We start from the raw sequence: 14,731 nt of genomic DNA on the forward strand, positions 1-14,731 counted from the left end.
TAACAGCTTAGGTTAGTGCAATATACAGTTTTGTACCTGCTTTCACTTTATTGCTTTACGTTAAGCCGCATAATTAATAAATAATTCCAACAGCAAAATATTCAGATGATGGATTTTGATCTTTCTAACCTTCGTTTACAAAACCAGCACCTGGCTAAGCCCGCGTTTAGCAACCCTGCCGATGTGGTTAAATATCTGGGGGCTGTACAATCGCAAGATTATACCGGTGCCAAATGGGCGTTGGGTATGCGGCTGATAAATGGCACTGATGACGGGATAGAACAAGCTTTTGCCAAAGGCGATATCATTCGCACACATGTAATGCGGCCCACCTGGCATTTTGTACACCCCGATGATCTAAGATGGATGCTGGACCTAACGGCTTCGCGAATACAGGCCCTTGCCAAAGGCAGGCATAAACAATTAGAAATAGACCAGGCCGTACTAACAAAAAGCGAGAACATTATAAGCAAAGCCCTAAAAGGCGGTAACCAAATTGCACGCGATAAATTATCGGCCCTGCTTAAGCATAACGGTATCAACACCGATGAACAGCGCTTTGTGCACATTTTGATGCACCTGGAACTCGAACAGTCCATATGCAGCGGCGGCCGCGAGGGCAAGCAATTTACCTACGCGTTATTTGACGACCGCATCCCCCAAAGCAAAAAGCTCGACCATGATGAAGCGGTTGTTAACCTGATGGAACGGTATTTTATATCCCACGGCCCGGCAACACTGGCCGACTTTGTTTGGTGGAGCGGACTTACCATTACCGATGCCCGCGCCGGAATAGATACCCTGAAAGATAAATTTGAAAGCTATGTGTTTGAGAATAATACATACTGGTTTACCGGCAGTCACTCATCCGAAAAGCCCGCAGCAGCCTACCTCCTGCCCAATTACGACGAATACATTGTGAGTTATAAAGACCGCAGCTTTGCTATCAACGCAAACGACATTAGCAAGGCCGACCCGCGTGGTACCATCTTTAACCATACCATCATCCTCAACGGCAAAATTGAGGGCATCTGGAAACGCGCGATTAAAAAGGACACGCTTGAGGTAGAGCTAACACCTTTTAAAAAGTTAAGCCAGTTAAATTTAAAAGCCATTGAAAAAGCCGCGAAAGATTATGCGGAGTTTTTGCAGTTGAAGGATGTATTAATAAAACAAGTATCTTAGTTTATCTAACCCACCATACCATCATGAAGAAAATCGCAAACACCCCTACTTTGTCTTTATTCCGTCATTAAGTAATTCTGTTGGTACCAAAAGTCATTAAATTATTATTGATAGCGTCTTTTAACAAAAGAATTAACAACGTATTAAATGCATCAATGAAACATTGGTAATTTGTGCTAAAAATGCCTTTAATTGTTACTTTGAGGGCTAAATAATGATCACCAATACATAAGTAAATTATTACCTTTGCTGCCATAATTTATATATGAAATTCATTTATCAAACCTGGTGGAAGGTATTAGCCGTTGTAATTATATTTTACACGCTTGTAGCCGGGTTTCTGCTGGGTGTGCCAAGATTGCCCATATTGCACGAAACCATAAGAAATACATATTTCCACGTCCCAATGTGGATTGCCATGTTCACGGTGTTCACTATATCGGTTATTTACAGTATCAAATACCTGCAATCGGGTAAGGAAGAGCACGACCTGATAGCCGTTGAGGCTGCAAATACGGGAATCTTCTTTTTTGTTTTAGGGCTGATAACCGGCATGCTTTGGGCCAAATATGCCTGGGGCGAATACTGGAGTAACGACCCAAAACAGAATAGTGCCGCTATTGCCTTTTTGCTTTACTGCGCCTACCTGGTGCTGCGCAACTCGATAGACGAAGAACAGAAACGAGCGAAGATCTCGGCTATATATAACATTTTTGCCTTCCCCGTTATGGTGGTGCTGATAATGGTACTACCCCGTTTAACCGACTCATTACACCCCGGTAACGGCGGTAACCCTGCATTTGGCAAACTGGATATGGACGACCGCATGCGTATAGTGCTTTACCCGGCTTTTATTGCCTGGGCGCTTATGGCCGTTTGGATCGCAACTATCCGTTACCGTATCCGTTTAATTGAATATAAAAAGAACGCTATCAACTAAGATGAAAAAACTTGTTTCCTTAATACTTATGCTGCTATGTTTTGTTGCCGTTAAAGCACAAGCCGTTGAAATGGCAGACGAAATGCGCAGCTCGGGCAAAATATACGTGGTGATAGGCACTATTGTAATTGTATTTGCAGGGCTGGCCATTTACCTGTTCAGCATTGACAGAAGATTGAAAAAAATAGAGAAAGAAAAATAAATAAAAGAACGGCCTATGTTATTTAAACATTGATTTTGGGCCTAATTTACCACGGGTGTAACGGATACACTAACTTTTAAAATTTGCATTATTGATAAAAAATATACCAAATTTGTGCACTTTTTTAAGGAATTAATTATTTATCCAATTCTAAATTATGAATATCAATAATCCGACTGCTGATCAGGATACCCACTTTTTTGGTGATGTATGTAAAAACTTTGATCATGCAGCACAGTTCACCCACCACGATGCAGGCTTGTTAGACCAGATCAAATCTTGCAACAGTGTTTACCGCTTTCGTTTCCCAATACGCAAAGGCAATGGCTTTGAAGTAATTGATGCCTGGCGTGTAGAACACTCGCACCACCAGTCGCCAACCAAGGGCGGTATCCGCTACAGCGAAATGGTTAACGAGGATGAGGTTATGGCACTTGCAGCCCTTATGACCTACAAATGTGCTATTGTAAACGTACCGTTTGGCGGTGCAAAGGGTGGTATCAAAATAAACCCAAAAAACTACACTGTTGGTGAACTGGAAAACATAACCCGCCGTTACACAGTAGAATTGATCAAAAAGAACTTTATAGGCCCCAGCATTGACGTACCTGCACCAGATTATGGATCGGGCGAGCGTGAGATGGGCTGGATCGCTGATACCTATGCAACCATGAACCCGGGCCAGCTTGATGCTTTAGGTGCGGTTACAGGTAAACCAATTTCATTACACGGTATTGCAGGCCGCCGCGAGGCTACCGGCCGTGGTGTGGCTATTGCTGTACGCGAATGTGTAAGCGTTGCCGAGGATATGCAAAAAATAGGTTTAACTACAGGCCTATCGGGCAAAAAGGTAATTGTACAGGGTTTAGGTAACGTGGGTTACTATTCAGCAAAATTCTTATCAGAGTTTGGCGCGGTGATAGTTGGACTTTGCGAATTTGAAGGCGCTATTTATAACGCTGATGGTTTAGATGTAGAGGCTGTATTCCAGCACCGCAAATCAACCGGCTCTATATTGGGTTATGCCGGTGCTAAGCAAGAGTTTAAAAACACTATGGACGGCCTGGAGCAGCCATGCGATATTTTAGTGCCTGCTGCATTAGAAAACCAGATAACAGCAGAAAACATTGCCAACATCAAAGCAAAAATTATTGCTGAAGGTGCAAACGGCCCAACTTCGCCGGAAGCGGAAGAAGCGTTTTACAAAGCTGGTGGTATGATCATCCCGGATATGTATGCTAATGCCGGTGGTGTTACTGTGTCATACTTTGAGTGGTTAAAAAACCTGAGCCACGTAGCATTTGGCCGTATCAACCGCAGGTTCGAAGAAAACTCAAACCTTAACCTGGTGAATATGGTAGAAGGTATTACCGGTGTGCCATTAACGCCAATACAGCGTGCAACTATCGTTAAAGGTGCATCAGAGCTTGAACTGGTAAACTCTGGTTTAGAAGATACCATGATCCGCTCTTACCACGAAATAAGAGAGATCTACAAAAGCAACCCGGCTATAGGTACCCTGCGTAATGCAGCTATGGTGGGCGCTATCAACAAAATAGCAGTATCATACCAAAACCTTGGTGTTTGGCCGTGATTTATTTTAGAGATTAGAGGGTGGAGATTAGAGATTAGTTTCCATCTTAATATTACAAAGAGCGCCCAAAAAGGCGCTCTTTTTGTTTAAATTCTTTTTTTTACTGATCATTCTATCGCATAATTAATATGTATATTGATGCCAAATTTATTGCTATGCCTAAGGCTTTTTTTCTGGTTTTTATGATGCTGATTATTTCCTGTAAACAAAAGGAAACCGGGAATCAAAGAGTAGTGAAAACTAAAACAGTTAAGCATAAAGCTTTAATTAGTAAAGTAATGCCTGTACCAAAAGTTGTTGATACAATACTTGATATAACCAGGGATGTTGTAGATGGTCAGCATTTTACAATTCAGAGAACTATGCAGGTTGGCCTGTATGTGTTCAATTCAAAAAACGATACTATTTTCCGCGATTCGTCTTACATAAGCAACGCTAAGTTTAAGGATTTTAACAATGACGGCTACAAAGATATCTGGATAGTACATTCAGAGAATGTGCCGGGCATAAGAGGTTTATTGCTGTATAATAAAGCCAGCAAAACCTATCAGGAAGTTATTGGCTTTGAAGCTTTCCCGGCACCCGAGGCAATAGCCAACACAAAATATTACTATTCCTACCATCGCAGTGGATGTGCCGACATGAACTGGACGAGCGACCTGTTCTATATTGATAATTATAAGCCTGTAAAAATTGGCACTATTGAAGGATACGAATGTGCCGACACCGACATTAAAGATGGCGTATATATTTATAAAAAGCGCGGCAAAAAGGAAACCGAAATACGTCGGCTATCTATAAATATCATTAACAATTACGAAGAGAATAAATGGGGCTTTATACAAAGTTACTGGCATAAAAATTATAAGCTGTTTTTATAAATAGTACACCCATAACTTACAGCCCCCAATTTCCCCTACCCATCCTTATTTTACCTTAACGAATGTTAACAGATACCTATGCTTGTATTTGGGCAGATTACTTTTATCTTAAACAACCCAAACAACATGAAAAGGAAACTCATTATTGTATTATTTTTAACCACTTTACTGCTCCTTGGCATTATAGCCATACAGGCCTACTGGAGCTTTAGCGCTTACAAGCTGAACAAAGAAAAATTCGACGGTGATATCAATACCGCTATGCAGCGTGCACTGGATAGCTGTAAAAAGGACTATTTCGACTCGATACGGGTGGTAATGATTAGGCGACTATCGGATACGGGCACGCATATCAAAATAGACACTATGCGTGGTGTGGATACGGCCCATATGCCATTACATATATCCATAACTAATAAATATACGGATCCGGGCAACCCTTACATTACCAGCATCCCCATATATAATTTTTACCTAAAAAAAATAAACCACAAAGCCACAGTGCCCGAATTATTAACAGAAATGTCGTTCTATGTACCCAACTTAAACGATAAATTAATGATGCTATTAGGTATGGAAGATGCTATAAATGACCTAAGGCGTAAACAAGCCTTTCATAGCGGCACCTTTGAACTTCCCAAAAATTACAGGCAGGCCGATAGTATTAAGATTGAACACTATTACCGGGCCGAACTGCATAAATTACACCCCAAGGCAAACTTTGAGCTCCGTTTTTCAGATAAGCCCATCCCTGCAACACCAGCCGATCCACACCATGTTAAGGAGCTTAGATACAGCGAAACCGACCAGTACGCTTATAAATACCATGGTTTTTTGTTTTTACAACATAACGAGAGGAACACCCTATTTGTACGGGCTATTTTTGACAGGGCACAGGTTGGTGTGTTAAAAGAAATGTTAGTAGCGTTATTATTGTCGGGCTTACTCATCGTGTTTACCATTTTTTGCTTTTACTACATCATCCATACTATCATCCAGCAAAAAAAGCTAACGGAGCTAAAAGATGATTTCATCAACAATATGACGCACGAGCTAAAAACCCCCATAGCCACCATAACCGTTGCCATAGAGGGGTTACAGAAATATAATGCACTAAACGATCCCGAAAAAACGCAGCGTTACCTGCAAACCTCCCGCAATGAGCTAACCCGCCTGAATGACCTTGTAGGCAAAGTACTGAATGTAGCTGCCTTTGAAAATAAGGAGGTCCGGCTGAATAAAGAGCGGGTTGATATTGATGAACTTGTGAACGACCTGGTTGCATCAGAGACCTTGAAAACCGACAAAAAGGTAAACGTTAGTTATGACAATAAAGGAAGCATTAAATATATTGAGGCCGATAAACTGCATTTGCGAAACGTATTGGCCAACATAATAGATAATGCCATTAAGTACTGCGATGAGCCTGTGGATATCAATATAAACCTGTACAAACACAATAACAACGCTGTGTTCTCAATAAAAGATAATGGCATTGGCATCCCTACAGCACACGTTAAGCATATATTTGATAAGTTTCATCGTGTACCCACCGGTAATGTGCACAATGTAAAAGGTACGGGCCTGGGCCTAAACTATGTTAAGTATATTGTACAGGCGCATGGTGGTAATGTATCGGTAAAAAGCGAACCCGGTGCAGGCAGCGAGTTTATTATTACTTTACCTTTAAAAAATGGATAAGATCCGCGTTTTACTTGCCGAAGACGAACTTTCGCTGGCGCACATTGTACGCGAAAGCCTGGAAGAAACCGGTTTTGAAGTGATACTTTGCGCTAATGGTGAGCAGGCCCTGCTAAAATATCGCGAGAAAAAACCCGACATTTTAGCGCTTGATGTGATGATGCCCAAGATGGATGGTTTTGAAGTAGCCCGGCATATCCGCGAAACGGATAAACTTACCCCTATCATTTTCCTCACGGCCCGTTCGCAGCCTAAAGATGTGGTTACAGGTTTTGAAAGCGGTGCGAACGATTACCTGAAGAAACCCTTTAGCGTAGAAGAATTGGTTATCAGGATAAGGGTTTTGCTAAGCCATAACCGCTTGCTGGAACGGCCAAAACCGGTGAACGAAAACTACCAGATAAGTAACCTCATTTTCAACTCGGGTAAGAACACACTTCAGCAAGGGATAAATACCTGGCCCATAACCGCCCGCGAAAGTGATATATTAAAAATGCTGTGCAAACATCAGCATGAGGTTATCCCCCGTAAATTATTGCTTACAACCATTTGGGGCGATGACAGCTTTTTTAATGCCCGCAGTCTGGATGTATTCATCACCAAGCTCCGCCGGCACTTACAGGCCGATCCTAATATCCAGATCATTAATATAAGGGGTGTTGGGTATAAATTGGTATGGTAGGTTGGTGATTAGAGGTTAGTTTCATAAAAAAAGAGCGCCTTCTGGCGCTCTTTTTTTATCTCCACCTGTCATTTCGAACGAGCAAGCGTGGGACGGAGCCAGAGGCGCGAGGAGAAATCTTTTACTCCTTGCATCCGGCTACGCATGTGGTTAACTTATCGCTTGTAAAAGATTTCTCCTCGCTATCGCTCGTTCGAAATGACAAGTTTGTTATTTGTGGATTATTTATCCGCAATAAATGGAGCCTGGTTCACAAGCTCTGCACTATTCAGCTGCGCGATCATGAATAAGGCCAGATTAGTGGCGCTAATGTTGTTGCCCGGGCAGTCTGTCAGGCTTACTATAATTTCACCCACATCGTCTGTTTGAATAATAAGCGGTAGGCGCACCATGGTCCAGTTGGTATGGCTATCCGTTAATAGCTGGTATTCTACCTGCCTGTCGGCTGTTGTTGTGGGGAAGTTTTCGTACATCCACCTGGTGCCGAATTGGGTTTGCTCGCTTTTTTGATCGAATGGCGTATCAACGTTTAAACCTGCCGTGGTAATGTACCTGCTGATGTTATGCGCTGCCATAGCCTTCAAAATATTACGGGTAGCATCGCTAAAGATGGTGGGCTCTCCTACCGGCTGGCTTAAACAACTTAGCACCGCATCGCAACCTGCAAGCAGGGAATGTATAGCGTTATAATCGCGGGCATCACCTTTAACTATTTCGATAAGCGGGTTATCGATATCAAGGGTTTCGGGTTTGCGGTGCAATAATTTAATAGCGAAGTTTTGCTTAAGTAATTGCTTAACCAGGTACTTTCCTGATTTGCCTGTGCCGCCAATAACGGCAACTCTATGAATAGGTTTCATTTGTTCTCTTTATAAAAATTGTAAAATAGTAATTGATGGTCTTGCTGTTTTAGTAAGCACAAAAGATACATTGCCGGTAATGGCGCTGTAATAGAATGAGATATTTTATAAAGAGATTTTAATAGTGCTAATGTAGGGAAAATAAATCAACGCGTCATTGCTGTAAGGTACGAAGCAATCTCTCTAGAATAGATAGCAACCCATGCTGGCAAACCTTTCGTGCGGAATTTATTTCGACATTTCTCATGCTACGTGTACGCTAAACATTGGCCCGCTCAATCGCCGCGGGAGGCTGTTACTTTGTCTTGATACAAAGTAACCAAAAATCAAGTCGGCAAAAAGGCTTCTCTGCCGCACAGGGCCTTTGCCCTGCAAACCGGGCAGAACCACGGGCTGGAATCTTTTGCCCCACTGACGTTCGCTCTTGGCCTCGTGCTTCAGCAAAATTTCCTATGCCCCTGCCACGCACAAGGCCACCATCGTTCTGCCCGCTTTCGCCCGAAGCTGTTTTGCCGACGGGGAACTGCAAAACACTCCTCCCTCTGTTCCCCTTTCAGGGGGTTAGGGGGTTGCGTTAAGGATTGAAGCGGATACAGGCCTGTAGCTAATGCCTGTGCAGATGAGCGTAAAGCCCGGGCCGAAGGCAACGCCCTTAAGAAAGATGCAAGATATTAGAATAAAGAGACTATACCTGCAAGTCTTATCTCTTTATTCTTACATCTTGATTCTTTCTCAACTTATTAATAATAATTCTAAATAACATATATCCCTTGTAATAAACTTATTTAGCGCTGCGTTTTGTATTTTTGTAAACTGTAATACAGGAAAATATCAATTAATGAAGAAAAGCTCAATTATAGGTATCGTTGTTATTGCTATCGCTATCGCGGTTATTATCAGCACCTATTCAAATACAAGCACTTACGGTTCTTTTAACGATGCTAAGGCAACTAAGAGTGAATTGCATGTTGTTGGCCAGTTAAATAAAACCAAAGAGTTGTTTTATGATGCCACTAAAGATGCCAATTACTTCTCTTTTTACATGAAAGATAATAAGGGTGAGGAGTGTAAAGTTATTTACAGTGGTACAAAACCGCAGGACTTCGAACGCTCGGAACAAATTGTACTTACCGGCAAAATGAAGGGCAATGAATTTCATGCATCAAAAATATTGACGAAATGCCCGTCTAAATACACCGATGAAAAACTGAAGGTTACCGAGGTAAGCGCCAGAAAAAGCGCCAATTTATAATTAATTTTTTTTAATGGATATAATTTTCAAAGGCGAACACCTGTTACCAGGGCAGTTGGGCCAATTTTTTGTCGTACTTGCATTTGGTGCCGCTCTTTTTTCATTTATCTGTTACTTTTTTGCCACGCAGGAAACTGCCCCTAAAAGCGATAACTCCTGGCTACGCCTTGGTCGTATTGGTTACTGGTTAAATACGGTAGCGATAGTAGGCATGGGTGTTTGCCTGTTCTACATCCTTTACAATCATTATTTCGAATATCATTACGCATGGTCGTACACCTCGCGCGAACTGCCTGTTTACTACCTTATATCGGGTTTTTGGAACGGACAAGAAGGCGGCTTTTTGCTGTGGATGTTTTGGGAAGCCGTTTTAGGTAACATCCTGATATGGCGAGCAAAATCATGGGAAAAACCGGTGATGACAACCCTAGCCTTATCGCAAGTGGTATTAGGCACCATGATACTTGGCTTGCAAATAGGCAGCGCGCATATAGGCAGCTCGCCATTTATGCTGTTACGGAACTCGGGGATTGAAGGCCCGATCTTCCAGAATGCGAACTATCTCGACTTTATAAAAGACGGTAAGGGCATGAACCCTTCGCTGCAAAACTACTGGATGATCATTCACCCGCCAACCTTGTTCTTAGGTTCGGCATCATTGGTTGTGCCATTTGCCTTCGCGGTGGCCGGCTTATGGAAAAGGCGTTACAAAGAGTGGGTGCAGCCTGCTATCCCTTACGCTTTATTTTCGTGTATGGTGTTGGGCACAGGCGTTATCATGGGTTCGTTTTGGGCTTATGAGTCGTTAAACTTTGGTGGCTTTTGGGCATGGGATCCGGTAGAGAACGCCTCTATTTTCCCCTGGTTAATATTGGTTGCCGCGGTACACGTGCTAATTGTTTATAAAAATACAGGTCACTCCTACTTCACAGCAACGTTTTTAACATTAGTTGCTTTTGTACTGGTTTGGTATTCATCATTCCTGGCCCGTAGCGGTGTATTGGGCGAATCATCTGTACACGCCTTTACCGATCTGGGCCTGTTTTGGCAACTGGTTATAGGTATACTTATATTTTTGGCCATTACCGCTTACCTGCTTATTTCCCGCTTTAAGGAAATGCCCATCACCAAAAAAGACGAGGAAACCTACTCGCGCGAGTTTTGGATGTTTGTAGGTGCTATATTCCTGGGCTTGTCATGTTTCCACCTTATTGTTGTAACATCGGTACCGGTTTGGAACCTCATGTTTGGCACTAAGTTCGCCCCGCCAACAGATCCCGTTAAGCATTACAATGTGATCCAGGCATCGTTTGCGGTAGTAATTGCCTTATTGAGCGGCTTTACCCAGTTCCTTAAATATAAAAAGACCGACGTTACCCGTTTCTTTATCACTACATTGATATACCTGGTATTTGCTGCTTTAATTACCGGTTTGGCTGTATACGCCACCGGCTTTTACAAGCTACACTTTGTATTTATTATAGTAATGCTTTGCTCTATATATACCATTGTGAGCAACGGCAAAATACTGGCAGATTCATTTAAAGGCAAATACAAACTGGCCGGTTCGGCTGTAGCGCATATTGGTTTCGGCCTGTTATTGGTTGGCGCGCTGATATCTGCAGGCACGCAAAAGGTAGTATCTGAAAACCTTACCGGCGAGCAATACAGCGTCGAATTTGCTAAGGACGAAAACCCTAAAGAGAATATCCTGCTCTATAAGAACGAGCCGCTTAAAATGGGCGAGTATATGGTGACGTTTAAAGGCGATACCATAGAAGGTGCAAGCCATTTCTTCAATATAGATTATCAGCGTATAAAAGAAGGCAAGGTTACTGAAAGCTTTACGCTTAGGCCAAATGTAATACAGGCGCAGGGCGGCATGTCGTCAACGCCGGATACCAAGCACTACCTGTTCCATGACCTGTACACCCACATCACCATGACCAACGTGATAAGTACCGCGCCACAAGCAGAAGAAGCATCGCATGGCGAGGAAGGTGATGACAAGAACTATGATGCCCCTGTAGCGCATGAGATTGCCATTGGTGACACCATGACCTACCGCGATGGTATAATTGTACTAAAAGGCTTAAACAAGAACGTTAAGCTGCAAAACATACCACTTACTGATAAAGATATTGCCGTAGGAGCGCAACTGGAAGTAATTACCCACGGTAAAACTTACCAAAGCGAGCCTGTGTACATGATAAAAGGCCGCGCCGTTTTTGATTTTGGTAAAAAGATTGAAGATGCGGGTTTAAAACTACGTTTCACCAAGATCATCCCCGGCCAAACGGTTGCAGATGGCAAAGTAGAAATAACCGTTTACCAGCAACCCGAGAGCAAGAAGAAATTTATTGTAATGAAGGCTATCGAATTCCCATACATCAACTTCTTATGGGCAGGTACCATTATTATGATCGTTGGTTTCTTTATGTCGATATTAAGAAGGAATAAAGAAGTAAAAACGGTATAAGTAAAAATCACCACCTAAAAATCCTCAAAAGCCATAAAGTAATTCTTTGTGGCTTTTGCATTTATATACGAAATGATTAGATGCCGTTAAGCATAGGATTAATGAGCCACTAATTCCGATGGTTCATAATCAACCGGAAGCAAGTTGGCCAGCTTAGCTTTTGACCATGTACCTTCGTACAGCGGACTATCAGCCACAACAGATCCATTCATATCAAATACCACCATTGGGTTAAACAGGGTTATTACGCTGGTTTCAAAGTTCTCCATATCCAATGGGCGGTACAGGTCTTTAAAATCTTCGGTTTCGTATTTTTTAGTATAAACCACGTACAGGTAATTAGGGAATGTTAAAACAAACAAACCATCTTGTGGTGGTTTACGCAAAACATCATAAGCGGTTAAAGCGGGCTTGGTAAGGCGTTCTTTATACCATTTGGGCATACTCTCCTGCTGAAGCCAGTAATTGATAGAATCGCGGTTAACGGCCCTGAATTGCTTTATCTTACGTTGTATCAGCGCCTCGGGCTGGCGGTGAGGGTCAATAGCACGGTTAAAATCATAGATCACAAATCCTTCCTGTGCTAACCGGTTCTTATACAACGAACGATAAAAATGCCGCGATGAACCATAATACGCTTCGTCTCGCTTTATTTTCCATTTCTTTTTCTGCGCTTCGGTACCGGGTAATTCTTCAAAAAGTACACGGCCGGCGTAGTTAATAGTTCGCGTTATATCATTACTGCTAAATTCACTTAGTAAAAATTTAACACGATAACCCAGGGCATCATTTTCCATCACCAAAAACTCATCGGTAGATGCCTCTAAAGTTTGTGTTTTGCGTGTATAGGTAAGGTTAAGGATGCGGGGGTTTTCTATTTTACAAAATTTGGCATTATCGGTTGTGCCGATAAAATCTTTTTTAAACTGCTCAAAGTTCTTTTTCCAATCGGCATTACTGGTAATAACAACCTCGCGCATCATCATCACTTTTGGGGTGAGCGATATTTTCAAATTAATAGGCTCTGCACCTACCAGCACCTTTTGGGTGTACTCTTCATAACCAATGGTAGAAACAATAAGATCGTACTGCCCGGGTTTAACACCGCGCAAACTAAATGTACCGTCATCATTTGTAGCAGTGCCAAAAGTGGCATTGTTTAAAAACACACTGGCTTTTTGTACGCCATTATTGGACGCAGAACTAACCACTTTACCGCTAATAACAGCTTGTGCCGATACCGTAAAAGGCAGTATGATACAAATGAACAGGAAGCACCAGCGGCGCATAAATAGTTGAAGGGGGGATATGGAAAACATTAGTCGCGCCACAGATATGGGAAAAGTATTAATGAAGACGCAATTACAATAACGTTTATTGCTAATAACACACCAATGTTACCAAAGCTAAGGCTACGGTCGATACCATCCATGGCGGCTTTGCTCACTTTTACCAACAGCAATATCACCGGGATAATAACCGGGAAGCTTAAAATAGCCATTAGCGTACCATTATTACCGGCTTTTGATGCTATGGCCGATAGCATGGTAAACACGGTTGAAAAGCTCATGCTGCCCAATAACACGGCAACAAAGTAAAAAAGCAGATCGTTTACCGTATTGGGGAAAAACAGCATATAAACCAATAGTGCCAATACGCTTAACAGCGCCATTAGCAAGGTATTATAAATTGTTTTTGATATGATGATAGCCTTCGGATCCGCGATAGAATAATAATAAAGCAGGCGGGCCTTGCTCTCCTGTAAAAAGCTTTTGGCAATAGCGTTTACTGATGCAAACAGCATGATTATCCAGAACAGGATGTTCCAAACTATAGGGTATCCCTCGCTTTCTTTAAACCCGGGGTTTAAGTTGAACGAAATATAACAGACAAACACGGTAGAAACTATATAAAGAAGGATGCCATTAAAGGCGTATTTTGAGCGCCACTCCAGAATCACTTCCTTCTTTAATAGTTCAATAGTTTGCCCCACAAGTTTCATAATGCAAAGAAAGCTAAAAAGTCTGGAAATTGGGAAGTCCGAAAGACGGGTGTTTTGCCGGAATGCGTGTATTGTCAAAATGAATCTTTTCTTCCGGACTTTCGGACTTTCGGACTTTCCGTCTAAAAATATAACTTAGCGACATGAAAAACCTGGCTTTAAATAATAAATGGATATTGGTAACCGGTGCATCGTCTGGCCTGGGGCAGGAAATGGCGAGGCAACTGGCGCACATCCATAAAGCCAACCTTATTATAGCCGCCCGCCGTGCCGATAAACTGGAAGACCTAAAAGCCGAACTGGAGAAAGCAGCAGGTATAAAAGTAAAGGTAATAGTAGCCGATCTGTCTATCCCCGAAGAGGCCGACAGGGTAATTAACGAAAGCATTGCCAACGGTAACCTATATGGCGCAATTTTAAACGCCGGTGTTACCTACTTTGGCAGGCATACCGAACTACCCTGGGATAACTTTGAAAGCATTTTAAAAACCAATGTAATTGGTGTAGTACGCATGACCAACAGCCTGGTAAAACATTTTGATAAACCGGGCAGTGTAGGTGGCGTTATGCTGGTATCAAGTATGGCGGGATTTTTCCCTGTACCCTACCAGGCGGCTTATTCGGCAACAAAAGCTTTTATTACCGCTTTTGGCAATGCCCTGCATAACGAGTTGCAGAACCCCGATTTTTCGATAACCGTGTTCTCGCCGGGCGGTATAGCTACCGAAATGACCGATAATAGTAAATTTAATGAGCTTAAAGGTTGGCTAATGCCAGTTAGCGAGGCGGCAAAAGAAGGCATCCACGCATTTATCACCCGTAAATATAATTATGTACCCGGCCTGCTCAACCGCATTGGCAATGTATTTATGAATTTTTTACCCAAGAGGTTTATCAGCGGAAAAATGAGCAAGGTGTATCTAAAATCGCTTACAAAAGCACAGGAGGAGTAG

General features: G+C 42.4%; 12 protein-coding genes and 1 pseudogene. 10 read left to right on the forward strand and 3 right to left on the reverse strand.

Going from position 1 to position 14,731, the window contains the following annotated elements:
• Nucleotides 1–105 precede the first annotated feature (105 nt).
• From NPE20_RS05340 to NPE20_RS05370, 7 genes and pseudogenes are all read left to right on the forward strand, one after another.
• A complete protein-coding gene (locus tag NPE20_RS05340; RefSeq protein WP_256537573.1) occupies nucleotides 106–1,185 on the forward strand; it encodes a winged helix DNA-binding domain-containing protein in 1,080 nt (359 codons plus the stop codon).
• Nucleotides 1,186–1,441: 256 nt separating this feature from the next.
• Nucleotides 1,442–2,125 (forward strand): annotated as a pseudogene (locus NPE20_RS05345) (cytochrome c biogenesis protein); the annotation flags it as partial.
• Nucleotide 2,126: 1 nt separating this feature from the next.
• The gene (locus tag NPE20_RS05350) at nucleotides 2,127–2,327 is read left to right on the forward strand and encodes a CcmD family protein (protein ID WP_256537574.1); all 201 of its coding nucleotides are present in this window, start codon (nucleotides 2,127–2,129) and stop codon (nucleotides 2,325–2,327) included.
• 157 nt (nucleotides 2,328–2,484) lie between these two features.
• On the forward strand, nucleotides 2,485–3,921 hold the full coding sequence (locus tag NPE20_RS05355; protein WP_256537575.1) for a Glu/Leu/Phe/Val family dehydrogenase: 1,437 nt from the start codon (nucleotides 2,485–2,487) through the stop codon (nucleotides 3,919–3,921).
• A 155-nt stretch (nucleotides 3,922–4,076) separates the two neighbouring features.
• On the forward strand, nucleotides 4,077–4,802 hold the full coding sequence (locus tag NPE20_RS05360; protein WP_256537576.1) for an XAC2610-related protein: 726 nt from the start codon (nucleotides 4,077–4,079) through the stop codon (nucleotides 4,800–4,802).
• Between the two features lie 126 nt (nucleotides 4,803–4,928).
• Nucleotides 4,929–6,503, forward strand: a complete 1,575-nt coding sequence (locus NPE20_RS05365) for a sensor histidine kinase (RefSeq protein WP_256537577.1) — start codon at nucleotides 4,929–4,931, stop codon at nucleotides 6,501–6,503.
• Entirely contained in the window at nucleotides 6,496–7,185 is a 690-nt protein-coding gene (locus NPE20_RS05370; protein WP_256537578.1) for a response regulator transcription factor, read from the forward strand. The genes NPE20_RS05365 and NPE20_RS05370 overlap by 8 nt, the downstream gene beginning before the upstream one ends.
• Before the next feature lie 221 nt (nucleotides 7,186–7,406).
• Here the strand turns inward: NPE20_RS05370 and NPE20_RS05375 are convergent, their stop codons facing one another.
• A complete protein-coding gene (locus NPE20_RS05375; protein WP_256537579.1) occupies nucleotides 7,407–8,045 on the reverse strand; it encodes an NAD(P)-dependent oxidoreductase in 639 nt (212 codons plus the stop codon).
• A gap of 838 nt (nucleotides 8,046–8,883) precedes the next feature.
• Here NPE20_RS05375 and NPE20_RS05380 point away from each other — a divergent pair.
• Together NPE20_RS05380 and ccsA are read left to right on the forward strand one after the other, a co-directional pair.
• Complete coding sequence (locus NPE20_RS05380; RefSeq protein WP_256537580.1) at nucleotides 8,884–9,297, forward strand: cytochrome c maturation protein CcmE domain-containing protein; 414 nt, start codon at nucleotides 8,884–8,886, stop codon at nucleotides 9,295–9,297.
• Between the two features lie 13 nt (nucleotides 9,298–9,310).
• Nucleotides 9,311–11,776 carry a cytochrome c biogenesis protein CcsA gene (gene ccsA / locus NPE20_RS05385; protein ID WP_256537581.1) on the forward strand — a complete coding sequence of 822 codons (2,466 nt, stop codon included), beginning with the start codon at nucleotides 9,311–9,313 and terminating at the stop codon, nucleotides 11,774–11,776.
• 98 nt (nucleotides 11,777–11,874) lie between these two features.
• Here the strand turns inward: ccsA and NPE20_RS05390 are convergent, their stop codons facing one another.
• Together NPE20_RS05390 and NPE20_RS05395 are read right to left on the reverse strand one after the other, a co-directional pair.
• Complete coding sequence (locus tag NPE20_RS05390) at nucleotides 11,875–13,065, reverse strand: carboxypeptidase-like regulatory domain-containing protein (protein ID WP_256537582.1); 1,191 nt, start codon at nucleotides 13,063–13,065, stop codon at nucleotides 11,875–11,877.
• A 29-nt stretch (nucleotides 13,066–13,094) separates the two neighbouring features.
• On the reverse strand, nucleotides 13,095–13,778 hold the full coding sequence (locus NPE20_RS05395; protein WP_256537583.1) for a heme exporter protein CcmB: 684 nt from the start codon (nucleotides 13,776–13,778) through the stop codon (nucleotides 13,095–13,097).
• A gap of 143 nt (nucleotides 13,779–13,921) precedes the next feature.
• Between NPE20_RS05395 and NPE20_RS05400 the strand changes: the two genes are divergently transcribed.
• Nucleotides 13,922–14,731: an SDR family NAD(P)-dependent oxidoreductase gene (locus NPE20_RS05400; RefSeq protein WP_256537584.1), complete on the forward strand. Its 810-nt coding sequence runs from the start codon at nucleotides 13,922–13,924 to the stop codon at nucleotides 14,729–14,731.

The sequence above is a fragment of the Mucilaginibacter aquariorum genome (assembly GCF_024498135.1).
GTDB lineage: Bacteria > Bacteroidota > Bacteroidia > Sphingobacteriales > Sphingobacteriaceae > Mucilaginibacter > Mucilaginibacter aquariorum.